General features: G+C 70.8%; 14 protein-coding genes and 7 pseudogenes. 11 read left to right on the forward strand and 10 right to left on the reverse strand.

The window, feature by feature from the left end; translation table 11 throughout:
• Positions 1-5: 5 nt before the first annotated feature.
• Positions 6-873: pseudogene (gene rfbA / locus AC5JOC_RS13930) on the reverse strand (glucose-1-phosphate thymidylyltransferase RfbA).
• A 538-nt stretch (positions 874-1,411) separates the two neighbouring features.
• Here rfbA and AC5JOC_RS13935 point away from each other — a divergent pair.
• The 3 genes and pseudogenes from AC5JOC_RS13935 to AC5JOC_RS13945 form a co-directional block, all read left to right on the forward strand.
• Positions 1,412-1,585: pseudogene (locus tag AC5JOC_RS13935) on the forward strand (glycosyltransferase); the annotation flags it as partial.
• Between the two features lie 25 nt (positions 1,586-1,610).
• Positions 1,611-2,084 (forward strand): annotated as a pseudogene (locus AC5JOC_RS13940) (glycosyltransferase); the annotation flags it as partial.
• A complete protein-coding gene (locus AC5JOC_RS13945; RefSeq protein WP_494246601.1) occupies positions 1,984-2,958 on the forward strand; it encodes a glycosyltransferase family 2 protein in 975 nt (324 codons plus the stop codon). The pseudogene AC5JOC_RS13940 and the gene AC5JOC_RS13945, both read left to right, overlap by 101 nt.
• Here the strand turns inward: AC5JOC_RS13945 and AC5JOC_RS13950 are convergent.
• A complete protein-coding gene (locus AC5JOC_RS13950; protein WP_494246602.1) occupies positions 2,914-3,594 on the reverse strand; it encodes a dTDP-4-dehydrorhamnose 3,5-epimerase family protein in 681 nt (226 codons plus the stop codon). The two genes, AC5JOC_RS13945 and AC5JOC_RS13950, sit on opposite strands and share 45 nt — an antisense overlap.
• Before the next feature lie 100 nt (positions 3,595-3,694).
• On the opposite strand from AC5JOC_RS13950, the pseudogene AC5JOC_RS13955 reads away from it, so the two are divergent.
• From AC5JOC_RS13955 to AC5JOC_RS13970, 4 genes and pseudogenes are all read left to right on the forward strand, one after another.
• Positions 3,695-4,117 (forward strand): annotated as a pseudogene (locus tag AC5JOC_RS13955) (GtrA family protein); the annotation flags it as partial.
• A 195-nt stretch (positions 4,118-4,312) separates the two neighbouring features.
• Positions 4,313-5,164 (forward strand): dTDP-4-dehydrorhamnose reductase, encoded by an 852-nt coding sequence (rfbD, locus tag AC5JOC_RS13960; protein WP_494246887.1) that lies wholly within the window; start codon positions 4,313-4,315, stop codon positions 5,162-5,164.
• Positions 5,161-6,297: a glycosyltransferase family 4 protein gene (locus AC5JOC_RS13965; protein WP_494246603.1), complete on the forward strand. Its 1,137-nt coding sequence runs from the start codon at positions 5,161-5,163 to the stop codon at positions 6,295-6,297. The genes rfbD and AC5JOC_RS13965 overlap by 4 nt, the downstream gene beginning before the upstream one ends.
• A gap of 99 nt (positions 6,298-6,396) precedes the next feature.
• Positions 6,397-7,216 (forward strand): annotated as a pseudogene (locus tag AC5JOC_RS13970) (class I SAM-dependent methyltransferase).
• A 48-nt stretch (positions 7,217-7,264) separates the two neighbouring features.
• On the opposite strand, the gene AC5JOC_RS13975 reads toward AC5JOC_RS13970, so the two are convergent.
• Both AC5JOC_RS13975 and purE read right to left on the reverse strand, forming a co-directional pair.
• Entirely contained in the window at positions 7,265-8,638 is a 1,374-nt protein-coding gene (locus AC5JOC_RS13975) for an LCP family protein (RefSeq protein WP_426738735.1), read from the reverse strand.
• Positions 8,635-9,165, reverse strand: coding sequence for a 5-(carboxyamino)imidazole ribonucleotide mutase (gene purE, locus AC5JOC_RS13980; RefSeq protein WP_494246604.1), 531 nt, complete (start codon positions 9,163-9,165; stop codon positions 8,635-8,637). The genes AC5JOC_RS13975 and purE overlap by 4 nt, the downstream gene beginning before the upstream one ends.
• Positions 9,166-9,302: 137 nt before the next feature.
• Between purE and AC5JOC_RS13985 the strand changes: the two genes are divergently transcribed.
• The 3 genes and pseudogenes from AC5JOC_RS13985 (at position 9,303) to AC5JOC_RS13995 (ending at position 12,634) form a co-directional block, all read left to right on the forward strand.
• Positions 9,303-10,406 (forward strand): VIT1/CCC1 transporter family protein, encoded by a 1,104-nt coding sequence (locus AC5JOC_RS13985; RefSeq protein WP_494246605.1) that lies wholly within the window; start codon positions 9,303-9,305, stop codon positions 10,404-10,406.
• Positions 10,407-10,821: 415 nt separating this feature from the next.
• Positions 10,822-11,457 (forward strand): annotated as a pseudogene (locus AC5JOC_RS13990) (acyltransferase family protein); the annotation flags it as partial.
• A gap of 244 nt (positions 11,458-11,701) precedes the next feature.
• On the forward strand, positions 11,702-12,634 hold the full coding sequence (locus tag AC5JOC_RS13995) for an SGNH hydrolase domain-containing protein (RefSeq protein WP_494246606.1): 933 nt from the start codon (positions 11,702-11,704) through the stop codon (positions 12,632-12,634).
• A 171-nt stretch (positions 12,635-12,805) separates the two neighbouring features.
• On the opposite strand, the gene AC5JOC_RS14000 is transcribed toward AC5JOC_RS13995, so the two are convergent.
• The 6 genes and pseudogenes from AC5JOC_RS14000 to mvk form a co-directional block, all read right to left on the reverse strand.
• Positions 12,806-14,050, reverse strand: a complete 1,245-nt coding sequence (locus AC5JOC_RS14000; RefSeq protein ID WP_494246607.1) for a hydroxymethylglutaryl-CoA synthase — start codon at positions 14,048-14,050, stop codon at positions 12,806-12,808.
• A gap of 59 nt (positions 14,051-14,109) precedes the next feature.
• Complete coding sequence (locus AC5JOC_RS14005; protein ID WP_079002857.1) at positions 14,110-15,177, reverse strand: hydroxymethylglutaryl-coenzyme A reductase family protein; 1,068 nt, start codon at positions 15,175-15,177, stop codon at positions 14,110-14,112.
• Positions 15,174-16,391: a phosphomevalonate kinase gene (locus AC5JOC_RS14010; protein ID WP_071262515.1), complete on the reverse strand. Its 1,218-nt coding sequence runs from the start codon at positions 16,389-16,391 to the stop codon at positions 15,174-15,176. Before AC5JOC_RS14010 ends, AC5JOC_RS14005 begins: the two co-directional genes overlap by 4 nt.
• Positions 16,388-16,885: a hypothetical protein gene (locus tag AC5JOC_RS14015; RefSeq protein WP_494246888.1), complete on the reverse strand. Its 498-nt coding sequence runs from the start codon at positions 16,883-16,885 to the stop codon at positions 16,388-16,390. The genes AC5JOC_RS14010 and AC5JOC_RS14015 overlap by 4 nt, the downstream gene beginning before the upstream one ends.
• Positions 16,886-16,979: 94 nt before the next feature.
• Positions 16,980-17,555: pseudogene (locus AC5JOC_RS14020) on the reverse strand (GHMP family kinase ATP-binding protein); the annotation flags it as partial.
• Positions 17,444-18,382: a mevalonate kinase gene (gene mvk, locus AC5JOC_RS14025; protein ID WP_194645493.1), complete on the reverse strand. Its 939-nt coding sequence runs from the start codon at positions 18,380-18,382 to the stop codon at positions 17,444-17,446. The gene mvk and the pseudogene AC5JOC_RS14020, both read right to left, overlap by 112 nt.
• A gap of 390 nt (positions 18,383-18,772) precedes the next feature.
• On the opposite strand from mvk, the gene AC5JOC_RS14030 reads away from it, so the two are divergent.
• Entirely contained in the window at positions 18,773-24,355 is a 5,583-nt protein-coding gene (locus AC5JOC_RS14030; protein WP_494246608.1) for a glutamate synthase-related protein, read from the forward strand.
• Positions 24,356-24,364 lie beyond the last annotated feature (9 nt).

Consider the following 24,364-nt stretch of genomic DNA (forward strand, 5'->3'; position numbering starts at 1 on the left):
CCCGATCACGCCTGCGCGAGGAGCGTCTGCAGGTAGCGGCCGTAGCCGCTCTTCACCAGCGGCGCGGCGAGGGCGGCGAGCTGCTCGTCGTCGATCCACCCGGCGCGCCAGGCGATCTCCTCGATGCAGCCGACCTTGAAGCCCTGGCGGTCCTCGATGACGCGCACGTACTCGGACGCCTGCATCATCGACTCGAAGGTGCCGGTGTCGAGCCAGGCGGTGCCGCGGTCGAGCACCTGGACCTGGAGCGCGCCCTGCTCGAGGTAGCGCTCGTTGACCGTGGAGATCTCGAGCTCGCCTCGCGCGGAGGGCTCGATGGTCTTGGCGATCTCGACGATCGAGTTGTCGTAGAAGTACAGACCGGGCACCGCGTAGTTGCTCTTCGGCTTGCGCCGGCTTCTCCTCGATGGAGAGCGCCTTGAAGTCGTCGTCGAACTCCACGACGCCGTAGGCCTTCGGGTCGGCCACCTGGTAGGCGAAGATGAGCGCGCCGTCGATGTCGTTGTGGCTGCGGAGGGCCGAACCGAGGCCGGTGCCGTGGAAGATGTTGTCGCCGAGGACGAGGGCGACGCTCTCGTCGCCGATGAACTCCTCACCGATGATGAACGCCTGCGCCAGACCGTCGGGCGAGGGCTGCACGGCGTACTCGAGCCGGATGCCGAGGTCGTCGCCGTTGCCGAGGAGGGCACGGAACTGCTCGTTGTACTCAGGCGTGGTGATGATGAGGATCTCCTTGATCCCCGCCATCATGAGCGTCGACAGGGGGTAGTAGATCATCGGCTTGTCGTAGATCGGCATGAGCTGCTTCGAGATGCCCTTGGTGATCGGCCAGAGCCGCGTGCCGGATCCACCGGCGAGAATGATGCCGCGCATCGGTCACTTTCCTCTGATGTCGTCGCCGAAACGATGTCGGCTGGTCGGACGGCGCTGCGCTGTCCAGCTCGCTGGGTGCCGTCTGTTCCTGAATGATCGCCGACGGACCGGTCGTATCGGTCCGATAGCCTGTCAACCGTAGCAAAGACAAAAGGAGAACACCGTGAGCGACAGCGCTTCGGCACCAGTGGCCGAGACGAACGACGTGCGTGGACTGCGCGCCGAGATCCTGAGATTGCGCGACGCGCTCGCCGGGGCGACCGCCGAGGCGGAACACGCTCAGCAACGACTCGGCGGCGTCCAAGCTCGACCTGGACGGACTGCCGCTCGCGCAGGAGAACCTCCGGCTCCGGGACGAGCTCGCGCAGGCGAGGGTCGGTCAGCACTACTTCGAGTCGCTCTACCTGCGCATCTCGGCTGAGCGCGAACGCGACCACGAGCGACTCGTGGGCGAGTTCACCGGGTCGCGGACGTGGCGCATCGGCACTGCGGTGATGAGCCCGCTCAGCGTCGTGAAGCGTCTCCGCGGAGGCCGCTCGTGACCGCAGGCCCGACGGCATCCGAGACTGGACCGCAGTTCTCCATCGTCGTTCCGCTGTACAACACCACACCGTTCCTCCTGCAGGAGATGGTCGCCTCGGTACAGCTGCAGACTTACACCGACTGGGAACTGGTGCTGGTCGACGACGCATCGCCCGACCCTCGAACGCTCGAGACGGCTCGCGCGTGTCGCAGCGTCCGACGACCGGATCGTGCTCATCGAACTCCCGGACAACCGGAACATCTCCGAGGCGTCGAACGCCGGCATCGATGCGAGCCGTGGCGTGTTCGTCGCGCTCCTGGATCACGACGACACCCTCGACCCACGTGCGCTCGAGCTGGTGCACCAGGCCATCCAACGGGGTGTCGACGTCGACTACGTGTACACCGACCAGGACGTGATGACCGACAAGGGGCATTACCGCATCCCGTTCGCGAAGCCGGAGTGGTCTCCCGAGCGTCTGCTCGGCCAGATGTTCACGTCGCATCTCTCCGTGTTCCGCACCGCCCTCCTCGCGCGAGGTCGGTCCCTTCAACACGGACTACAACGGCTCCCAGGACCACGACCTCGTGCTGCGGTTCACCGAGCGGGCTCGGGGTATCGTCCATGTCCCCGAGGTGCTCTACCACTGGCGTGCAGTTCCCGGTTCCACGGCGCTCAACGGTTCTGAGAAGAGCTACGCCTGGGACGCCGGCCTCGCGGCCGTGACTGCCGCCGTCGAACGTCGCGGCATCGAGGCCGACGTCGCCTTCGGCCCCAATTTCGGGACGTACGCCGTGCGACACCGACTCCGAGCTGATCGGACGATGTCGATCCTGGTCGCCGCCGACGCGCAGCATCCTCGCCTCGACGAACTCCTCGCTGAGCTCGACGCCTCGGACGCGGCCGGGCAGGTCGTCGAAGTCATCGTCGCCCTGCCGGAGGGCCGGACGCCCACCGAGGTCGCACGTCCCTCAGGGCGCTTCCCGGTCTCGTTCGTCCAGACGACCGCGTCGGAGCGGACCCGCCTGTTGCACGAGGCGTCGGTCGAAGCGCGCGGTGACCTGCTCGTCCTGCTGAGCGAATCCCTGTCGGATCTCGGATCCGACTCGATCTCCCGACTCGCCGGCGCCCTCGGCGAGCCCGATGTCGCTTTCGCCGGGGGACGCATCGTGTTCGCCGACGGCACGGTCAAGCACGCCGGCTATCGCAAGTCGCAGACCCATCTGCGCGATGCCTTCCGCGGGTGGCCCGCCGGAACGGACAGCACCTACGGCGCACTCACGGTGAACCGCGAGGTCAGCGCGATCTCAGCGGAGTTCGCTGTCATCGACCGGGCAGTCTTCGAATCCGTCGGCGGCTTCAACGCCGAGCTCGACGAGTACTGTGCCGAACTCGACCTGGCCGCCAAGGTGTGGGCTCAGGGCAGCAGGGTCCTCACGCTCTGCGAACCGATCGTCACCTCGCTCGACCACTCGATCGCTGCAGACGAACTGCCGAAGCGACAGCGGAAGGTGATCTCACGCAGGTGGGGTTGGAAGGGCGTCGACCGCTTCACGCCGTGAGGCCTGCATGCAGGCCTCACGGCGCTCGGCGTCAGCCCCGCGAGCGTCTGCGTAGAAGGCGCGGGCGTCGTCCCAGGTCGGCAGGAGGCCGGCGGCGGCCGCCTCGTCGAGGCCGGGGGCCTCGGTGTCCTTCGGTGAGAGCAGCGGCGTACCGGCCTCCGGCGGGATGACGAGACCGACCCGCTCGTCGAGCGGGTTGATGCCGTGCTCGCGGTCGGGACGGTAGACGTCGGTCACGAGGTAGCTGACGGTGGCGTCGTCGGTGAGCGCCACGAAGCAGTGACCGAGGCCCTCGGAGATGAAGATGGCCTTGCGGTCGGTGTCGTCGAGCAGCACCGAGTCCCACTGGCCGAAGGTCGGTGAGCCCACGCGGATGTCGATGACGTAGTCGAGGACGGCACCGCGGGTGGCCGTGACGTACTTCGCCTGCCCGATCGGGATGTCCGCGAAGTGGATGCCCCGCACCGAGCCGCGCTTCGACACCGAGGTGTTGGACTGGGCCAGCTTGATGGACCGGCCGGAGGCCTCTTCGAGCTTGTCGAAGCGGTACCACTCGAGGAAGACGCCTCGGTCGTCGCCGAACTGCTTCGGCGTGATCTCATAGCTGTCGGGGACGTTCAGTTCGCGGATCTGCACCCGGGGAGTCTACCAAGACGGTGCCCTGCGGCGGGATGCCGCGGTCCGGTTCCCGGTCGCCTCAGGCATAATCGAGTGTCCGCGCACAGAACGGCCCGCCATGATCCCCCTGCTCCGCCGCCTCTGGGACGGCGTCGCCGCGTACGCGGTGAAGTTCGGCGTCGTCGGACTCATCGGCTTCGGCCTCGACGTCCTCGTGTTCAACCTGCTGCGGGTCGGCGTCTTCGGGCACGACCACCTCGCGCAGTCCCCCATCGGCGCCAAGGTCATCAGCGTCTCGGTCGCGATCGTCTTCAACTGGATCGGCAACCGGTACTGGACCTTCCGCGAGCACCGCCGGAAGAACTTCGTCCTGGAGCTCGGCGAGTACGTGATCGTGTCCCTGGGCGGCATGGCGATCGCCGTCGGGTGCCTCGTACGTCAGCCACTACGTCGCTCGGCTTCACCTCGCTGCTCGCCGACAACCTCGCGTCGAACGTCGATCGGGCTCGGCCTCGGAACCCTCTTCCGCTTCTTCCTCTACCGGTTCTGGGTCTACGGACACCACCGGGCGGACGGCCTGGCCAACCTCGCCCGTGCCGAGGAGGCCCAGCGGACCCTGTTCGAGGAGCCGCCGACCGACGCCACCCGGTCAGCGACCTCCACGACCGCCGACCGACGCCGCCCGGTCAGCGGAGCCGGGTACGATGAACGGGCCACTCCCGAGAGGACCCCTATCTTGACGTACCTGATCACCGGCGCTTCCGGCATGCTCGGCCACGACCTGCAGGAGGCCCTGACGGGTCGTGAGGTCACCGCCCTCGGTCGCGCCGAGCTCGACGTGACCGACCTCGAGGCCGTCCGCGCCGCTGTCGCGGGTCACACCGCCGTCATCAACGCCGCCGCCTACACGAAGGTCGACGACGCCGAATCGCACGAGGCCGACGCAGCCGCCGTGAACGCCATCGGCGCCCGCAACCTCGCGGTCGCCGCCCGGGAGGCCGGCGCGAAGCTCGTCCAGGTGTCCACCGACTACGTCTTCGACGGCTCCGCCACCTCGCCGTACCAGGAGGACCACCCGCTGGCCCCGATCAGCGCCTACGGCCGGACGAAGGCCGACGGGGAGCGAGCCGTCCTCGCCGAGCACCCGAACGGCGGCTACATCGTCCGGACGGCCTGGCTGTACGGCAAGAACGGACCGAACTTCGCCGCCACCATGGCGAAGCTCGCGGCGAACGGCGTCGACCCGGCCGTCGTCACCGACCAGCTGGGACAGCCCACGTGGACCGCCGACCTCGCCGCGCAGATCGTCGCGCTGCTCGACGCCGACGCACCTGCCGGGATCTACCACGGCACCAACGCCGGACAGGCCTCCTGGTACGAGTTCGCCCAGGCGGTCTTCGCGGCGGTCGGCGCGGACCCCGCACGGGTCTCCCCCACCGACAGCTCGGCGTTCGTCCGCCCCGCGCCGCGCCCCGCCTACTCGGTGCTCGGCCACGACGCCTGGGCCACCGCCGGACTCGCGCCGATGCGCGACTGGCGGGAGGCCTTCGAGGCAGCGACGCAGCACGGCGTCGTCACGGCACCGTGACCACCCTCCGCGTCGTCGTCGACCAGATCGTCGCACCGGTCGCCGGTGGAGTCGGTCGCTACTCCGAGGAACTCACCCGTGAGCTCATCGCGAGCGCCCCGGCGGGATGCGACGTCGAGGGCATCGTCTCGGCGGTGCCGAAGGAGAAGATCGACCTCCTCGAGTCCAAGCTCCCCGGACTGGCGACGCTGCATCGCACCACGCTGCCGCGTCGCGAGCTCAGTGCCGCCTGGCAGCTCGGCATCGTGGCACCCGGGACCGCGAACGGCATGGTGCACGCCCCGGGCCTGCTCGCCCCGCTCAACCGCCACGACCGCATCAACGACGGCAACCAGATCGTCGTCACCATCCACGACACGCTCGCCTGGTCGCACCCCTCGTCCCTGACGCCGATGTCGGTGGCCTGGCAGAAGGCGATGGTCAAGCGGGCGCGGAAGCACGCGGACGCCATCGTGGTCCCGACGCACGCGGTCGCCGACGAACTGCGCGACATCGTCGATCTCGGCGACCGCGTCCGCGTCATCGGCGGTGCCGCCGCGACCACGCTCACCATCCCGACCGACGCCGACGGCCGTGCACGGACGCTCGACCTCCCATCCGAATACCTCGTGTCGGTCGGTTCGCTCGACCCCCGCCGCGGCATCACGGAGCTCATCACCGGCCTCGGCCGCCCCGGCGCCCCCGACCTCCCGCTGCTCATCGTCGGCACCGACAGCTGGGGCGACGTCACCCTCGCGCAGGTGGCCGATGAGGCCGGTCTGCCGGAGGGGCGGGTGCGTGCACTCGGATTCCTCGACGACGCCGACCTCGCCGTCGTCCTCGACCGCGCGACCGCCTTCGTCTACCCGAGTCTCGCCGAAGGGTTCGGGCTCCCGCTCGTCGAGGCGTTCCGCTTCGGCACGCCCGTCATCCACTCCGACGTGCCGGCGCTCGTCGAGGTCGGCGGTGGAGCCGGCGTCGTGGTCGAGTCCGGTGCCAAGGGGTACGCCGATCGACTCATCGCCACCATCAACGACGTCATCGGCGACAGCGAACGCCTCTCGCGCCTGCGCATCCTCGGCATGGACCGCGAGCAGGCCTTCAGCTGGCGCGACTCCGCCGAACGCGTCTGGCAGCTCCACGCGGAGATCTGAGCCGGCCGGGATGATGACGATCAGCGTCGGTCCACGCCGCTGAATCCGCCCGTTCGTAACGTGGGCGGACGGCCGATCCGACACTCGTAGGGTTGATGGGTGACCTCTTCGACCGCTCGCGAGCGCTACACGCTCGGCCACCATCCCAGCGTCCTGCGTACCCATTCCTGGCGCACCGCCGAGAACTCCGCTGCACACCTGCTCCCCCATCTGCACGCGGGCCTCCAGGTCCTGGACCTCGGCAGCGGGCCAGGCACGATCACGCTCGACCTCGCCCGCCTCGTGGCGCCCGGCACGGTCATCGGCGTCGACGCCTCGGAGGAGGTCACCGCCGACGCCCGAGCCCGTGCCGCCGCCGCCGGCGTCGGGAACGTCAGCTTCACGGTCGGTGACGCCTATGCACTCGACCTCCCTGACGACAGCGTCGACGTCGCCCACGTGCACCAGCTCCTCCAGCATGTGGCCGACCCGGTCGCCGTGATCCGCGAACTGCGACGGGTGGTCCGACCGGGCGGCATCATCGCCCTCCGCGAGATCGTCTACGGCGGGGCGGTCTGGTACCCGCTGTCCGCCGGCCTCAGCCGGTGGATGGAGGTCTACCAGGAGCTCGCCAGGGCGAACGGCGGTGAACCGGATGCCGGGAGCCGGCTGAAGTCGTGGGCGATGGAAGCCGGGCTGACGGAGCTGCGCAGCACGGCGAGCGTCTGGTCGTTCGAATCCCCTGACGGACCGCGAGTGGTGGGGCGGCGCGTGGTCGGAGCGGGCGCAGACCTCCAGCTTCGCGACCCAGGCGCTCGAGACCGGGATCGCGGACGACGACGACCTGGTCCTCATCTCGACGGCGTGGCGGGACTGGGTCGACGCGGCCGACGGATGGTTCGCCGTTCCGCACGGCGAGATCATCGCGACCGTGCGCTGAGCCCTTCGACAGGCTCAGGGACCGGGTGGGTGGCTCAGGGACCTGGGCTCAGCCGGCGTCGGGCTCCGGGCTCGGCGACGGCGGGAACAGCTGGTCCTGCACCATCTGGTGGATGAGCGTGTAGTCGGGCTCTTCCGGGTCGATCGTCGGCGGGACGAACTGCAGGGAGTTGATCGGCAGCTCGCGCGTCTTGAGCGCGAGGTTCACGAAGTAGCCGAGCATGCCCTGGGGCACATCGGTCTTGACGACGTCGCCTCCCGCAGCTGCGACGTCCTGGAAGCGCGCGAGGACGTTCGCCGGGTTGAACTGCTTGAGCATCGCCGTCTGGAGGATGTGCTGGCGCTCCATGCGGTCGTAGTCGCTCGTCGAGTGCCGTGACCGGGCGTACATGAGCGCCGTCCAGCCGTCCATGTGCTGCTTACCGGGCTCGATCCACGCCGTGACGTTCTCGAGGTCGGCGTCGCCGTCCATCGGGAGCCGTTCCTTGACGTCGATGTCGACGCCACCGAGCGTGTCGATCAGCGTGGCGAAGCCGTACATGTCGATGAGGACGTACCACTGGATGTGCAGCCCGGTGATGCCCTCCGCGGCCTGCTTCATCGCCTCGATGCCGGGCTCACTCGCCTCGGCCGTCGCCTTGGGGAACAGTTCGGGGTTCTTCAGCTCGATCTCGGTGTAGATCGAGTTGAGCTGACAGACGTCGACATCGCAGGAGTCGTCGTAGCCGTCCGGGTAGAGGGACGCCATCTCGCTGCCCTCGGGGAACGGGATGTCGACGAGGTCGCGCGGCATGGACATGGTCGTCGCCTGCCCCGTCTCGGCGTTGATGCTGACGACCGACATGCTGTCCGGACGCATCCCGTCGCGGTCGGGGCCGGCGTCGCCACCGAGCAGCAGGATGTTGTAGTAGCCGTCCACCGGCGGCTCCGACGGACCGGTGTTGCCGAAGATGGAGGAGATCGAGCCGCGGGTCGCGCCGGCGACGACCGCTCCGTACCCGGCCCCACCGGCCACCAGCACCATGGCGAGGGTGGTGAACAGCGCGACGCCGAGCCTGGCGTTCGGCGAGGCCTTGACGAGACGGACGAGCCGCAAGGTGTCGAGCGTCAGCACGACCCAGAGGATCGCGTAGGCGACGAGGAGGACCTGGGCGACGGTCAGCGCGATCGGGTTCGTCGCGAGGGTGAAGAGCACTTCGCGGGCGAGGAACATGAGGGCTACGCCGACGACGACGAGCAGCCAGAGGAAGAGGGTGAACCCGAGGCCGAACCGACCGAGCTTCCGGTTCCCGGCGAGCACCTGTGCGGAGCCGGGGATCAGCAGGTTGAGCAGGACGAGCCACCAGGCGCGCTTGGTCATCACCTCGCGTGAACGGGTGTCTGGGTACCGCATCGGCTTCGCGGCGGTGGCTGCACTCGTCATAGCTGCGCTTTGAGGTTCCGGTTCTTCTCCTCGACCGAGTCGGCGAGGGCCTCGGCGTAGGCGACGAGCGCGTGGTGCAAGGCGTCGTCGGCCGTGGCGAGGATCTTGACGGCGATCAGCGCGGCGTTCTTCGCGCCGCCGATCGACACGGTCGCGACCGGCACGCCAGCGGGCATCTGCACGATCGACAGGAGCGAGTCGAGGCCGTCGAGGCGGGAGAGCGGCACCGGGACGCCGACGACCGGGAGCGTGGTGACGGAGGCGAGCATCCCGGGAAGGTGCGCCGCTCCACCGGCACCGGCGATGACGACCTTGACGCCACGGCCGTAGGCGGTTTTGCCGTAGGCGATCATCTTCTCGGGCGTGCGGTGGGCCGACAGCACCTCGACCTCGAACGGCACGCCGAAGTCGCGGAGCACCTGCGCCGCGTCGCTCATGACGTTCCAGTCGGAGTCCGAGCCCATCACGACGCCGACGAGCGGCGGGGCGTCACGGGACGGGGCGGAGTTCTCGGGCATGAGCACCATCGTAGATCGCGGTGCCTGAAGATCGGCTCAGGACGCACCGCAGCTGGCGGACAAGCCCTCGCCCAGGAGCCCCCAGTCCGGGGACGCCTCGGTACCGCGCAGCGCACCGGTCGACAGGTGTCTGGGACAATCGGCGGATGAGCACGTCGACCGCGGACGGATCCGCAGCACGCCACGAGCCGCCCAGCCAGCGCGAGCTGCGGCGGTGGCGCGGGTACCTCGCCGACGAACGCGCCGAGGCCGCCGTCTACCGGGATCTCGCCGGGCGGCGGAGCGGTGAGGAGCGCGACATCCTGCTCGCGCTCGCGGAGGCCGAGAAACGCCACGAGTCGCACTGGATCGCCCTGCTCGGGGACGACGTCGGCAAGCCGCAACGCGGTGACCTGCGGACCAGGCTGCTCGGCTGGCTCGCGAGGCGGTTCGGATCCGTCTTCGTCCTGGCGCTCGTCCAGCGCGCCGAGTCGCGCTCGCCCTACGCGACCGAACGGGCGGCCACCGAGCGCATGGCCGCCGACGAGCAGATCCACGAGGAGGTCGTCCGGGGCCTGGCCGCCCGAGGACGCAACCGCCTGTCCGGAACCTTCCGGGCGGCCGTGTTCGGAGCGAACGACGGACTCGTCTCGAACCTCGCGCTCGTCATCGGCATGAGCGCCACCGGCGTCGGCAACGGCGTCGTCCTCGCCGCCGGGCTCGCGGGCCTCCTGGCGGGCGCGCTGTCGATGGGGGCCGGCGAGTACGTCTCGGTGCGGTCGCAGCGGGAACTGCTCGAGGCGTCCAGCCCCAACCCGGCGGCCGACGACGCCCTCCCCCACCTCGACGTCGACGCGAACGAACTCGCGCTCGTCTACCGGGCACGCGGCATGGAGGTCGGTGAAGCCGAGGCCCACGCAGCGGACGTCCTGGCCCGCGTCGGCGCCGGCACCTACCAGCGCGAGGCCCGGACGGCGATGGAGCACGAGGCCATCGGGACCGGGCTCGGTGCCGCGCTCTCGAGCTTCTGCTTCTTCGCGTCGGGCGCCGTCATCCCGGTCCTGCCCTACCTGTTCGGGCTGCAGGGTGTCGCTGCATTGCTGGTCGCCGCGCTCCTGGTCGGGGTGGCCCTGCTCGGCACCGGCGCCGTCGTCGGGCTGCTCTCCGGGGGGCCACCGCTTCGCCGGGCACTGCGACAACTCGCGATCGGGTACGGCGCTGCTGCGGCGACCTACGTGCTCGGCCTGCTCTTCGGCGCGAACGTCGGCTGACCCGGCCGTCGGTCGTCCGCCGCGCGACACCGGGAGCCGATGCGAACACGTCATCTGCCGTCCACGAGTGCGTCACCGGCGTTCCCTACGCTGAGCCCGCCGTCCGTCGACCCGGAGGGCGGAGGAGGGCGCGTGAGGCAGGTGCAGGACCGGACCGACGCGTCTCCCCTCCTCGGAGCGGTTCCGCGCACGCAGCCCGACATCCAGTTGCTCCGCGCGATCGCCGTCCTGTCCGTCGTGGTCTTCCACCTGTCGTCGAGCCTCCTGCCCGGCGGGTACGTCGGCGTCGACGTGTTCTTCGTCGTCAGTGGCTATCTGATCACGAGCCACCTCGCACGCCAGGCCGACCGAGACGGGCCGCGTCGACCTCCCGGCGTTCTGGGCCCGCAGGATCCGGCGACTCCTGCCGGCCGCTCTGCTCGTCCTCGCCGTCACCGCCGTCCTGATCTGGCGGCTGGCCCCGCCGAGCGCCTGGACGCAGTTCTTCACCGAGACCGTGGCGAGCGCGACCTCCTGGGAGAACTGGTTCCTGGCCGGGAGCTCCGTGGACTATCTCGCACAGGGCAGCGCCGCGTCACCGGTCCAGCACTTCTGGTCGCTCTCCGTCGAAGAGCAGTTCTACCTCGGCTGGCCGCTCGTCGTCGTGCTGTGCGTGTGGCTCACCCGGCGTCGACCGTCGGACCTCCGCCGCACCCTCGGTGTTGCGCTCGGGATCATCGGTGCCACCTCACTCCTGTGCTCGATCCTGTACACGGCGGCGGACCCGGCTCCGGCGTACTTCGCCACGCCGACCCGTGCCTGGGAGTTCGCGGCCGGCGGTCTGCTCGCGCTCCTCGGGCCGGTCGTGGTCGTGCACCGCACCCGGTGGCGAACGGTCTCCGGCGTCCTCGGCGTCGTCCTCCTGGCGGTCGCCCTGGTCGCCTTCACCGAGCGGACGGCGTTCCCCGGGATCGCCGCCGCCCTCCCGGTCCTCGGGACGCTCCTCGTGATCGTCGGTGGGTCGTCGACCCACCGGTGGTCCGTGACGACCCTTGCGCGCACACGTGCGTCGCTCCTCCTCGGCGATCTCTCCTATTCGCTGTACCTGTGGCACTGGCCGCTCATCGTGGTCGCGCCGTGGGTGCTCGGCGTGCCCGTCGCGCTCGACGACCCGCTCGGGTGGGCGGTCGCTGCCGGCACTCCTGGTCGTCGCCGTGGTCCTCGCCGCGCTGACGAAACGGTTCGTCGAGGACCCTGTCCGACGAACCCCCGTCCTCGCGCACGCACGCTCCGCACGGACCGTCCTGCTGGCGGGCGTGGCGACCGCACTCGTGCTCTGCATCCCGACGGCGGGGTTGCTGACCGTCGCCGCCGAGGAACGCACCCTCGCGAGCACCGTGGACGCCTACGTCGCGGACGGCGAGCCGTGTTTCGGTGCCGATGCGGCCGTGTCGGGCTGCACCAATCCGGCGTTGGCGGACGAACTCCTGCCGCCGCTGTCGGTGCGGACCGAGGACACCGGCGACACCTTCCGGTGTTCCGCGGCGGCCGACGCACCGGACTTCCCCGGCTGCACCTTCGGTTCCGAGCGCCCGGACGCCACGCGGGTCGCGCTCACCGGGAACTCGCACGCCACGATGCTCATCCCCGGACTCGTCGACCAGCTCGAGGCACGCAACTGGCGACTCGACGTGTACGTCGGCAAGGGCTGCGAGTGGCGGGCACCGGGACCCGACGACTCGGCGGCCTGCGACGCCCGGCGGACGCTCATGCAGGAGGCGTTCACGGGTGAGCGGCCGTACGACATCATCCTGGTGACCTCCAAGAGTCCGGACGAGACCTCGGTGGCCGAACAGGCCGCGATCCGCAGCGCGACGCTCGCGGCGTGGAGACCGGTGCTCGAGCAGGGGACGTCGATCGTGGTGCTGCGGGACAATCCCCGCGTGCCGACCGAGGCCGCGGCGTGCGTCGACCGCACGAGCGCCGCCGAGCTCATCGCGGGGGCGTGCGCCTTCCCCGTGGCCGAGGCGTACCCGACGTTCGACCTGAACACCGCCACGGCGGCGATGACCGACGGCGCCGTGCCGGTCGTGGATCTCGGCGAGCTGTACTGCGCCGCCGGGACCTGTCCGCTCGCCGTCGGGAACGTGCTCGTCTATCGCGATCTGCACCACATCACGGCCACCTGGTCGCGGACCCTGGGCCCGTTCCTCGTCGACCGGATCCGAGCCGCCACCTCCCGAGGGTGACCAGTCCCCGATCGGGTGGAGTGCCAGCGCGGTGCGCTGACGCGAGGGTGTCGAACCCGGCGTCGGCGCGGTGCGCTGACGCGAGCGCGGCGGAACCGGCACGACCGCGGGGCACACGCGTGAGCGCGCCCCTCCGGAGACCCGCGCTCACGTCCCCGACCCGCGGTGACGTCAGCGCACCGCGCTGGCGACCACCCAGGAGAGCTCGGGCGCGGGAGCGGTCAGGCGGAGGTGGGCTCGTACTGCCGGCGGTCGCCGACGACGCCCGCGAAACGGAACGGCGCACCGGTCTCGCGAGGGCGGTCGGAGTCGTGGACGTCGGCCGACGCCGCGTCCTCGAGGAGCTGCAGGTAGCGGGCGTCGTCGACGACCGTCCTGCGCATCGAGCTGCGCACGGTTCGCGTCGCTCCGCAGAGCCGAGCGGTAGCCCGGACGCACGATGCCGCTGAAGCACTCCGCGACCGCACCCGAGCCGTAGCTGAGGAACGCGATGCGCCGACCGGTGAGGTCGTCGTCGCCGTCGAGCAGCGCGAGCAGCGCGAGGTACACGGAGGCCGTGTAGCTGTTCCCGATCCGGCGGTTGTACCCGGTCGTCGGCTCGATCTGTGCGTCCAACTCCTCCTGGGTGCGCTCGGAGCCGAGCGACTTGGCCAGGTGCCGGTGCGCCTTGATCGCCATCTTCGTGAACGGCTGGTGGTAGCAGAAGTGGTCGACCTCGGAGAAGTCCGCTCCGCCGCGTGACCGGTAGTCCGCCCAGGCCCCCTCGATGGCGTCCTGGTAGGCGGAGATGGACAGCTTGCCGTCGACGATCGCCGTCGCACTGTGGTTCGGGCGCCAGAAGTCCATGACGTCCTGCGTGTAGACGCCGGTCGCGGTCTCGAGCTCGAGGATGGCCGGATCGGCGGCCACGAGCATGGCGACGGCCCCGGCGCCCTGCGTCGGCTCGGCGTTGGAGTGCAGTTCGTACCGCGCGATGTCGCTCGCGATCACGAGCACGGTCTCCTCGGGGTTCCGCGCCACGAGCGCAGCCGCGAACTGCAGCGCCGCGGTGGCCGAGTAGCAGGCCTGCTTGAGCTCGACCACGCGGACCGCCTGCGGCAGGCCGAGCAGCCGGTGCACGTAGACGCCCGCGGACTTCGACTGGTCGATCCCGGACTCGGTGGCGAACAGGACGGTCCGGAGCCGGTCGCTGCCGTGCCGTTCGATGATGGGCGCGGCAGCGGCGGCGGCCATCGTGACGATGTCCTCGTCGGCGGCCGGGACGCTCATCTCGCTCTGGCCGAGACCGACGTAGTACTTGGCGGGTTCGACACCGAAGCGCCCCGCGAGCTCGGCGAGGTCGATGCGGTTCGCCCCGGTCGCGAAGGCGATGTCGTCGATGCCGACGGCGGGGCTGCTGGTCTGGTTGGTGTTCACGTGCGGGGTGCTCCGTTCGAGCGTCGACGATGCACCGGTCCCCCGGTGCGGTGGGAGGGTCAGGCGGGCGCGCCGGCTGCGGTCTGCGCGCTGCGTTCGAGCTTCAGGTGGGCGGCCATGAGCTCACCGGGGTTGGTCTGCGCGGCGAGGAGTGACAGTTCGCCACACCAGACGGCGGCAGCGCACAGGACGGCGAGTCGCCGGGCGTTGGCGCCGGGTTCACGGTCCTCGCGGCACCCGAGGCGGGTGAGGTTCTCCTCGACGAAGCCGAGCCCCTTGCCGTTGCCGACCGTGCCGACGATGAGGTTCGGCAGGGTGCAGGAGAAGTAGAGGTCGCCGTCGTGGACCTCGGCGTGCGTGACGCCCTGCGAGCCCTCGACGATGTTCGCCGCGTCCTGGCCGGTCGCCAGGTAGAACGCGAGCAGCATGTTGGCGTAGTGGGCGTTCGCGCTGCGCAGGCCACCGGCGAGGATCGTCCCGACGAGGTTCTTGCGCACGTTCAGCTGCACGATCTGCTCGGGCGTCGTGTGCAGGAACCGCTCGACGATCGCCCGCGGGATCGTCATCTCGGTGACGACGTTCTTGCCGCGACCCAGGATGCCGTTGACCGCGGTCGCCTTCTTGTCGGAGCAGAAGTTGCCGGAGATCGAGCCGTAGCGGAGCATCGGCCAACGCTCCATGATGTACGGCATGAGACGGTCCGCCGCGAGCGTGACCATGTTGTGGCCGGACGCGTCACCCGTGCGGAACTCGAGGCGCAGGAAGAGCAGGTTGCCGGCGATCTGCGAGTTGATCTCGATGAGTTCGGCGAAGTGACTCGACTGGGCGACGACGGCCTGCAGCTCGGGCAGGCTGCGCTCGATCTCGCGGAGCGCCTGCAGGGCGTCGCCGGCCGAGTCGACCTCGAACAGGACGGAGCGGCTCATCCGCTCGTCGACGAGCGTCGCGCGGATGCCGCCGGGGACCATGGAGGAGATGCGGGCGCCCCGACGGACCGACGGCCAGAGCGGGCTCTCGTAGGTGGCGAGCGGGACCTCCTGCTCGCCCTCCATGACGTTGCCGCTCAGGTGGAGCGGGCCGATCCACTTGAGTGGGACCGGTGCGACGCCGTCGGGTTCGTTGCTCATGCGTGGGGTTCCGTTCCGCCCCGGAGGACGTCGTGCTGCTCGGCGAAGGCACGAGCGTAGGTGGATCTGATGGATTCGACCGCGTCGTCGTCGGTACGGCTGATCTCCGACGGCCCCCACGGGCTGTGGGCGGCGTCGATGAGTCCGGTCGGCGGGTGCACCGTGAGCGGGAGCCGCTCGATGCCGTGCGCCGACCAGTCGTCCTCGAGGGCGGCGGTGGAGACGGACTGGCCGATGAACGCGATCCCGCAGTCGCCACCACCGGCACCGGAGGACTTGGCCGCCCCGCCGAGGCGCTCGGCGGCGTCGCAGAGTTGCGCGAGCGCGGCGGTCTCGATGTCGACACCGGCGTCGCGGCCGAGACCGGCGAGCGTCGCGCGCGCGGAGCGGACGGCACCGAGCACGAGGGCCGGGTCCTCGTCGTTCAAGCCGATCGTGAGAGCGTCGACGGCGGCGCGACTGGCCGCGAGGAACGAGGTGTAGTGGGCGGTCTCCGCCCACTTGCGGGACTGCAGTTCGTCGACGAGACGCGTGGTCGAGGCGGGCTCGCCGGTCCAGCCGACGAGGAGCCGGAGCGAGGTCGGCGGCGACAGGCGCTCGAGCCCCAGCTCGGCCCAGGGGTCGCGGAGGGCGGCGAGCACCCCTTCTCGGTGGCGCACCTCCCGCAGCCGGGCCCGATCGGGCGAGGTGTAGCGGAGCCAGCCGCCGAACATGCTCGCCGCGAGGTCGCCCCCGGAGGCTGCCGGCGCGACGTCGATGGTGGCGAGGATCGCGAGCTTGAGCATCTGCGTGCGGGTGAGGTCGAGCTGGTAGAACTCGTCGAGGGCGCGGATGGTGGCGGTCGTCACGGCCGCGCTCGAGCCGAGGCCGAACTTCCGGCCGCTCGCGTCGTCGAGCTCGCTCGTGATGGACAGCGCGGAGAACCGCTGCGCGACGCCGAGCTCGGCGACGAGGGTCTCCATCGTGCTCACGGCGGAGAGGACGTGGTCGAGCGGGCGTTCCTCGTGCTCGACGACGACCCCGTTGCGGTTGCGACGCCAGATGATGGGCGCTCGGCCGTACTGGTCGGAGAAGATGCGGCCCTCGTGCTCGCTCGCCTCGAGTCGGACGGTGACGCACCGGTCGACCGCGACGAGGATGGAGGGGTGCCCTGGTTCGACGACGGCGTACTCGCCGGCCACGAAGAGCTTGCCGGGCGCCTTGATCTCGATCATCGCGCTCCTTCCGTTGTCTGCTCGCCCGCCGATCCGCCGGGCTCCGAGGTGATGAGCCTCGCGCCCCGTCCGGCTCTGGCGGGGATGACGCCGATGTCGGGCTGCGCCTCGAGGATCCGAGTCGCGAGCTCGTCGACCGCGTCGGCTCGACACAGGATCTTCACGTTCGGGCCGGCGTCCATCGTCGCATAGCATTCGAGGCCGTCGCCTCTGAGGTTTGCGACGAGATCGAGCAGTTCCACGCTCGCCGGTCCCCAGTACCGGACCGGCGGCTCGGCGCCGAGCATCGTGGCGTGCATCCGCATCGCGTTCCGCTCGGCGATCGTGCCCACCGCGGTGAAGTCGGCGCGGGTGATCGCGGCGAGCATCTCCTCGAGTTCGACGGGGGTGCGTTCGACCCAGGCGGGGTAGTACGGGGAGGTGTCGACCGTGCGCCGCATGCCGTCGCGACTGGAGACCGACTTGGCCCGGGCGTCGAGGACGGTGAGGACCATGCCGAGCTCGAGTCCGGAGCGCCGGCACCGCCTCGGCGAAGGAGCTCTCGTCGTCGTGCCCGGCGTGCCAGACGGCGATCCCGTCGAAGATCGAGCGGGAGGCCGAGCCCGAGCCGCGGCGCGCGAGCCGGGAGAGGGCGCGGCGGTCGAGGTCGAGTCCGAACGCGGTCGATGCGGCGAGCGCCAGCGCAGCGAAGCCCGAGGCCGAGGAGGCGAGGCCGGCGCCCGTGGGGATCTCGTTGTGGGAGTCGACGGTGACGCGCTCGTCCCGGCCGGCGAGCGCGCGCACGAGGTCGATGAAGCGCGTGACGCGGGAGCGGGCGGTGCCCTCGAGGGGTCGTCCGCCGAGGAGCACGACGTCGTCGGGTGCGTCCGTCAGTCGCACCGTCGTCGTCGTGGGCGCTGCGTCGAGGGTCAGTGAGAGGCTTCCGGTCCACGGGAGGATGAGCGCCTCGTCCCGCTTGCCCCAGTACTTGACGAGGGCGATGTTGGGGTTGGCGAGCGCGGTCGCACTGCCCTCCTCCGAGGCGGTCGTCGCGAGCTGTTGCGGGGTCAGGGTCACGCGTAGTCCTCCGCGTCGATCGTCCAGGTGCCGAGTGCTCCGGCCTCGAGGAGGGCTTGCGAGATGCGTCGGGCTGACGCGGGGTCTGCGGCGAGGGTGATGATGCATCCGCCCTGCCCGCCGCCCGTGAGCTTCGCGCCGAGGGCGCCGTTCGCCGCGGCGACCGCGATGAGCGCGGTGATGGCGGGGTGGCCGGCGCCGAGTTCGTCGAGGACGACCTGCGCCGCGTTCATGCGGGTCCCGAGGTCGTCGCGGCGGTCCGCGGCGAGGTCGGCGACGCCCGCCACGGTCCCGCGTTCGAGCTCGGCCAGGAGCGCGCGACCACGCTCGGGGTGCAGCTCGACGAAGGCGCGGACGTCGGCGACCGCCTTCCGGGTCGACCCGCGCGCACCGGTGTCGGCCACGACGAAGCTGCCGCCGAAGCGGATCGGCGGATGCTCGACGCGGCCGGCGGTGAAGAGGATGGGCGTCGAGGCGCTCGTGGCCCGGGCGTCGAGACCGCTGGGCGTCCCGTGGGCGACGCGTTCGCCGCGCTGCACGAGCTCGAACCGGTCGGCGTCGTCGAGCGCCACGCCGTGCAGGTCGGCGACGGCGTCGACGATCGCGTTGGCGGCCGCGGCACTCGAACCGAGGCCTCGGCCGATCGGCAGCGTCCCGCGGACGACGACCTCGACACCGGCCGGTGCCGCACCGACGTGCGCGAGGGTCTCGAGGACGGTGGTCCCGAGCGGATCGGAGGCGTCGAGCGGGCCGAGCGAGATCTCGGTGTCGAGGACCGAGGCCCCGTCGATGCGTCGGGCGGTCGCCTCGACCCGGAGCGACGGGATGGGCAGGGCGACGGCTGGAGACCCGTAGACGACGGCGTGCTCGCCCAGCAGGATCGCCTTGGCGTGCGCGAAGCCGCGACCGGTCGCAGCCGTGTGCTCTGTCGTCATCTCACCATTCTGGTCCGAAAAACATGCAGCTGGCTGCACATCGGTCGTCCGGTCGCGATCCGATCCGCCACGGGGCCGGCTCGTGAGCCGTCCCGCAGCGCATCCGGGCGCTGCACGATGGGCCGTCGACGGGAGCTGCCGGAGCGCTCACGGCGTGTCCCATGCGTACCGGAAACACCCAGCCTACGCCGAACGGCCCGGTTCGGCTCGTTACGGTTGAGTGGGCGGGACGGCCCGGTTAGTATCGGAACACCTCCATTCATGCAGACGACGGCCGCCGCACCCAGCGCCCGCGTCGACACGGACCCTCCCTCCAGCGACGTAGATCCGGTCCCGTCATCTCACCGTCTCCGGGCCGTCCAGCGCCCGCATTCCGAGGGGTACCCCGTCGTGATCTCGTCTTCCGTTCCACCGCGCCCGCGCACCGCCGCACCATCGCCCCTGCCAGACCTCGTCGATCGCCAGACCGACAAGAGCGACTGCGGCGTCGGTTTCATCACCCGCAAGGACGGCGTGCAGAGCCACGACGTCATCGCACTCGGCGACACCGCCCTGTGCGCCATCCCCCACCGCGGCGGCATGTCCTCCGAGGGTGTCGGCGACGGAGCGGGCGTGCAGATCGACCTCTCGGTCGACTTCTTCAGCTCCCTCGTCGGCAAGCCGCTCGTCGCCGGGCGGTTCGGCGTCGCGAACGTCTTCCTCCCGGTCGACCACGGTCGGATCGGCGACGCCGAGGCGCTCATCGAACGCTCGCTCGGCGAGGCCGGCTTCACCGTGCTGCTCGCCCGTGCCGTGCCGACGGTCGACGCCGTCCTGCGCCCGAAGGCCGTGCAGTACCAACTGCCGATCCGGCAGTGGATCTTCGAGCCCTCGGACGACGCCTCCACGGAGGACCTCGACCAGCGCGCGCACGCGGCCCTGCTCGCGATCGAGGCGACCGCCTACACGGACCTCACCCTCGACGGCCTGTACCCGCTGTCGCTCAGCACGCGCACCCAGGTCCTCAAGGGACGCCTCAACTCCGGCGAGGTCATCCCCTACTTCGCCGACCTGGCCGACCCCCTGCACCGGGTCAGGACCCTCGCCTTCCACACCCGGTTCTCGACGAACACCGCTCCCCACCCGTCGATGGCGCAGCCCTTCCGCCTCATGGCGCACAACGGCGAGCTCAACACCGACCGCAAGAACCGTCTGTCCGAGACGGCGCTGGCTGCATCGCGAGGCCGGAAGATCATCCGGGCCAGGGGCCAGTCGGACAGCTCGCGCCTCGACCAGACGCTGCACAGCCGCGTGGTCGAGGACGGACTCGAACTGCTCGAGGCGGTCGTGTCCGTCATGCCCCCGGCCTGGGAGAACGATCGCACCCTGAGCCGCGAGGTTCGGGCGATGCTCGAGTACTTCTCGCTCGTCGAGGAGAAGAACGACGGCCCGGCCGCGCTCATCTTCAACGACGGCACGACCGTCGGCGCCCGGCTCGACCGGCTCGGCCTGCGCCCGCTGCGCAGCGTCGAGACGGCCGACTACCTCTGCGTCACCTCCGAGGCCGGGCAGCTGCCGTTCCCGGACGACGAGGTGGTCCACCGCGGTCGCATCGAGGCCGGCGGCATGCTCGCCTACGACCACCGCACGGGCACGCGCCTCCGCACGGGCGAGGCGCTCGAGCTCCTCGCGGCGCGCAAGGACTACCCGGCGATGCTCGCCGCATCGGCCACCGACCTCGACGCGCTCGAGGACCGGGGCGTCCCGGTGTCGGCACCGACGGCCTCGGCGGACGACGCGTTCGCCTACCGCGGTGGGCTGAGCCAGGTGCAGCGCTACGTCGCGTACTCCCTCAACCAGGAGAGCTTCCGGTTCATGACGGACCCGATGCTCGCCTCGGGCAAGGAGCGGATCTCGGCGATGGGCTACGGCAACGCCATCAACGCCCTGTCCGACCAGGAGGGCGGCCTGGCGAAGTACTTCTCCCAGCGCTTCGCCCAGGTGACCAACCCGCCGCTCGACAGCATCCGTGAGGCGGACGGCATGACCCTCCGGGTCGCGCTCGGCCCGAAGCCCGGCAGCGGCACGGTCGGCACGAAGCAGCTCGTCCTCCGATCCCCCATCATCAGCGAGGACGAACTGCGGCGCCTCAGCGCTCAGCACGAGTCGCCGGCCGCGTGGTTCGACATCCTCTACCGGCCCGAGGTGGACGCGCAGGCGAACGCCGACGCGCTCGAGGCCGCCGTCGAGCGTGTGGCCGCGGCGGTCGCCGGGTTCGCCGCAGAGAACGGCGGCATCGCGATCCTCAGCGACCGCGGCGTCCACGCGGAGGGTGCCGCCCTGCCGCTCATCCTCGTCGTGGCGGCCGTCAACCAGCGACTCATCGACGACGGCCTCCGGCTCCGCGTGTCGCTCGTGGTCGACAGCGGCCAGCTGCCGTCCTCGCACCACGTCGCCTCCGCCCTCGGCTTCGGTGCGTCGGCGGTCCACCCGCTCGCGGTCCGCCTCCGCGCCGAGCAGCAGCACCCCGACGAGGTGGAAGCAGCGTTCCGCCGGTTCGCCTACGCCGCCGAGAAGTCGCTCCTGAAGACCATGGGCCGGGTCGGCCTCTGCACCGTCGAGAGCTACATCGGCGGCGAGTTCTTCGAGCCGAACTACCTCGACACGAGCGACCCCGTGCTCGCGCGCGCCTTCCCGCACCTCCGCGCCCCCGTCGGCGGCGTCGGCTTCGCCGGGATCGCCCGGACGGCGAGCGCCTGGCACCAGCGCGCCCTGACGACGTCGAGCGACGCGGACGTCCCGCTCCTCGGCCTGTTCAAGGAACGCGCCGAGGGCGCCGGCCACTCCTACGGGACGACCGCGGTCCGCGGCTTCGTCGACCTCACCGAGGAGCCCGTGCAGCTGCCGCGAGCGGACACCACGGCCGTCGACCGCGACGGCGGCACGCTCGGCGACGACCCGCTGCGCCTCCACACCATCGGGAACCTGGAGGACGCGTTCGGGATCGACGACGACGCCTACCAGCACACCTCCTTCGACGCCCTCGACGACGACGAGATCGACGCCTTCACCATCACGCCCGGCTACCGCTCCTTCGTCCAGTCGATGACGACCGAGCGGCGCCGTCGCCCGGCGGCCCTCCGCGACGTGCTCGTGCTGCCGGAGGACATCACCCGACTGACCACCCCGGAGGAGTTCGCGCGCGAGCTCGACCGGCTCGGCCCCGTCGGCAACTCCTCGATCGTCGTCCGCGGCCTGCGTGCGACGCGGACCGAGCAGGGGCGGCACCGGCTGCAGCTCACGGGACCGCTCGCGGGCGACCTCACGCGGGTCTCGGCGCTCGGCGAGTACTACGTCCACCGCTTCGGCGGCGAGGTGACGGGGCACTGGATCTCCGGTGGCGACCTCATCGTGGAGGCGACGGGGTCCGCCGACGACTACTTCTCGATGCTCGTCGAGGGTGCCGAGAGCATCTCGACCGACCTCGTCCAGCCGGCGAGCGAGATCACCCGATCCCTCGCGTCCGGGGCGATGAGCCACGGCGCCCTCGTGGCGACCGCGCACGAGGCGGTCGCGCACGGCACCAACATGGTCGGCGGGATGTCGAACAGTGGCGAGGGCGGCGAACACCTGTCCCGCTACGGCACCATCCGCGGCTCGCGCATCAAGCAGTTCGCCTCCGGGCGCTTCGGTGTCTGGGCCGGTTACCTCGCCGACCCGATGCTGCAGGAGCTCGAGATCAAGATCGGCCAGGGTGCCAAGCCCGGCGAGGGCGGTCAGCTCCCGGCTCCCAAGGTGACGGTGGACATCGCCGCTGCCCGGGGTGGCACGCCCGGCATCGAGCTCGTCTCGCCGCCGCCGCACCACGACACCTACTCGATCGAGGACCTCGCGCAGCTCATCCACGACTGCAAGGCGGCACGGGTCCGCGTCGTCGTCAAGCTCGTCTCCTCCGAGGGCATCGGCACGATCGCCGTCGGCGTCGCCAAGGCCGGTGCCGACGTCATCAACGTGGCCGGCAACACCGGTGGGACCGGCGCAGCCGCCGTGACGAGCCTCAAGTACGCCGGACGCAGCGCCGAGATCGGCATCGCCGAGGTCCACCAGGCCCTCAGCGCGAACGGTCTGCGGTCGAAGGTCACCCTGCGCTGCTCCGGCGCGCACCAGACCGGTCGCGACGTCGTCATCTCCGCCCTGCTCGGCGGCGACAGCTTCGAGTTCGGGACCACCGCGCTCATGATGCTCAAGTGCGTCATGGCGAAGAACTGCAACGTGAAGTGCCCGGCTGGTCTCACGACCAACCCGGAGACCTTCGACGGCGACCCGCGTGCGCTCGCGCAGTACCTCCTGAACATCGCGCACGACGTCCGCGAGCGGCTCGCCATCCTCGGCCTCCGCTCGCTCCGCGAAGCCCGCGGTCGCACCGACCTCCTCCACCTCGTCGACCACCCGGCGGCCGTCGCGGACCTCGACCTGCGTGCCATGCTCGCGGTCGTCCCCGAGGTCGTCGTCACCGACCCGGTGTACCTGGAGAAGGACTTCACGCTCGACGACGCCCTCATCGAGCGGGTACGGGCAGGACTCTTCGACGACGGCCGGACGACGCTCGACCTGGGCGCCGAGGACGCCGACGGCGGGATCCGACTCGGCAACCGCTGGCGTTCCGTGGGCGGGCAGCTCGCGATCGACCTCGAGCGCATCCTCAACCACGAGCTCGACGACGACCAGGCGGCGGCGATCCCCTCCGTCGTCACCGACGACCGCGGCCACCGTTCGCTCGCCGCCGACACCGTGACCATCCGCACCGAGCACTCCGCGGGGCAGTCGTACGCGGCGTTCTGCGTCGACGGCCTGCACTGGCGACACACCGGCACCTGCAACGACGGCGTCGGGAAGAGCGCATCCGGCGGCACCATCGCGATCCTCTCCCCCGGCGGCGGCAGCTCGGAGGACGGCGGCAACGTCCTCATCGGCAACTTCGCGCTCTTCGGGGCGACCGGTGGCCGCACCTTCGTCCAGGGCGAGGCCGGCGACCGCTTCGCCGTCCGCAACTCGGGCGCCACCGCGGTCGTCGAGGGCGTCGGCGACTACGCCTGCGAGTACATGACCAACGGCGCCGTGCTGAACCTCGGCGGCTTCGGGATCGGCTTCGGCAACGGGATGAGCGGTGGCTTCGTCTACCAGTACGACCCGCGGGGCGAACTGCCGAGCAAGGTCAGCGCGGACTCCCTCCTCCTCGGATCGATCACCGAGGGCGAGCAGGCGGCGTTCCACGAGGCCGCCGTGCTCCTGCTGCTGGAGTGGCACGTCGAGGCGACCGGCTCGCCGCTCGCCTCCCGGTTGCTCGCCGACTGGGACACGGCCAGGCACCAGTTCGTGTTCGGCATGCCGCGCGCGCTGCTCCTCTACCAGGACAGCGACGCGATCCTCGCGGCCAAGAGCCGGAAGGAACTCCTCGACGAGCTCGGCGCGGCCCTCGCGGCACAGCAGCTGCGCACCTTCAAGCTCGACTACCGCGACCGCCGGCCGGTCCGCGGCGGTCGCGCCCCCGGACTCGGCGAGCCCGCGGCCGACCCGCAGGACGTCTACGCGCTCCTCACGAGCTACACGGTGCTGAAGCTCGCCCAGGAGGTCGCGATGTCCCGCACGCCCGGCGTCGACGACCCGTCGCACCCGCTCGTGCAGGCGAGTGTCCGCACGCTCATCCTCACCGAGGACTTCTTCGTCATGCAGCGGGTGCAGCGGGCGGCTCGAGAGCTGCTCGAACGGTACGACGACGAGGCGCTGGCCGCCATGATCGCCGCGAAGCGCCTCCACGACTACACGGAGGCCCTGCGCCTGCGGAACGTGCTGTCGATCGACCACCCGGGCACCACGGGGTGGATCATGCACCAGCACGCCAAGAACCGGGCCCGATCCGCAGCGACCGGTGGCACCGAAGCACTCCTTGCATCGGCCGCTCTGGCCGAACTGACCCTGGCGGGTTCCCGATGAACGCGCCCG

This window comes from Plantibacter sp. (assembly GCF_059073635.1).

Coding starts and splice junctions, on each gene's coding strand:
- AC5JOC_RS13975 (WP_426738735.1), bottom strand. CDS start 8,638: ATGACGAGTGCAGCCACCGCCGCGAAGCCGATGCGGTACCCAGACACC.
- purE (WP_494246604.1), bottom strand. CDS start 9,165: ATGGTGCTCATGCCCGAGAACTCCGCCCCGTCCCGTGACGCCCCGCCG.
- AC5JOC_RS13985 (WP_494246605.1), top strand. CDS start 9,303: ATGAGCACGTCGACCGCGGACGGATCCGCAGCACGCCACGAGCCGCCC.
- AC5JOC_RS14005 (WP_079002857.1), bottom strand. CDS start 15,177: ATGAGCAACGAACCCGACGGCGTCGCACCGGTCCCACTCAAGTGGATC.
- AC5JOC_RS14010 (WP_071262515.1), bottom strand. CDS start 16,391: ATGATCGAGATCAAGGCGCCCGGCAAGCTCTTCGTGGCCGGCGAGTAC.
- AC5JOC_RS14015 (WP_494246888.1), bottom strand. CDS start 16,885: ATGGTCCTCACCGTCCTCGACGCCCGGGCCAAGTCGGTCTCCAGTCGC.
- mvk (WP_194645493.1), bottom strand. CDS start 18,382: ATGACGACAGAGCACACGGCTGCGACCGGTCGCGGCTTCGCGCACGCC.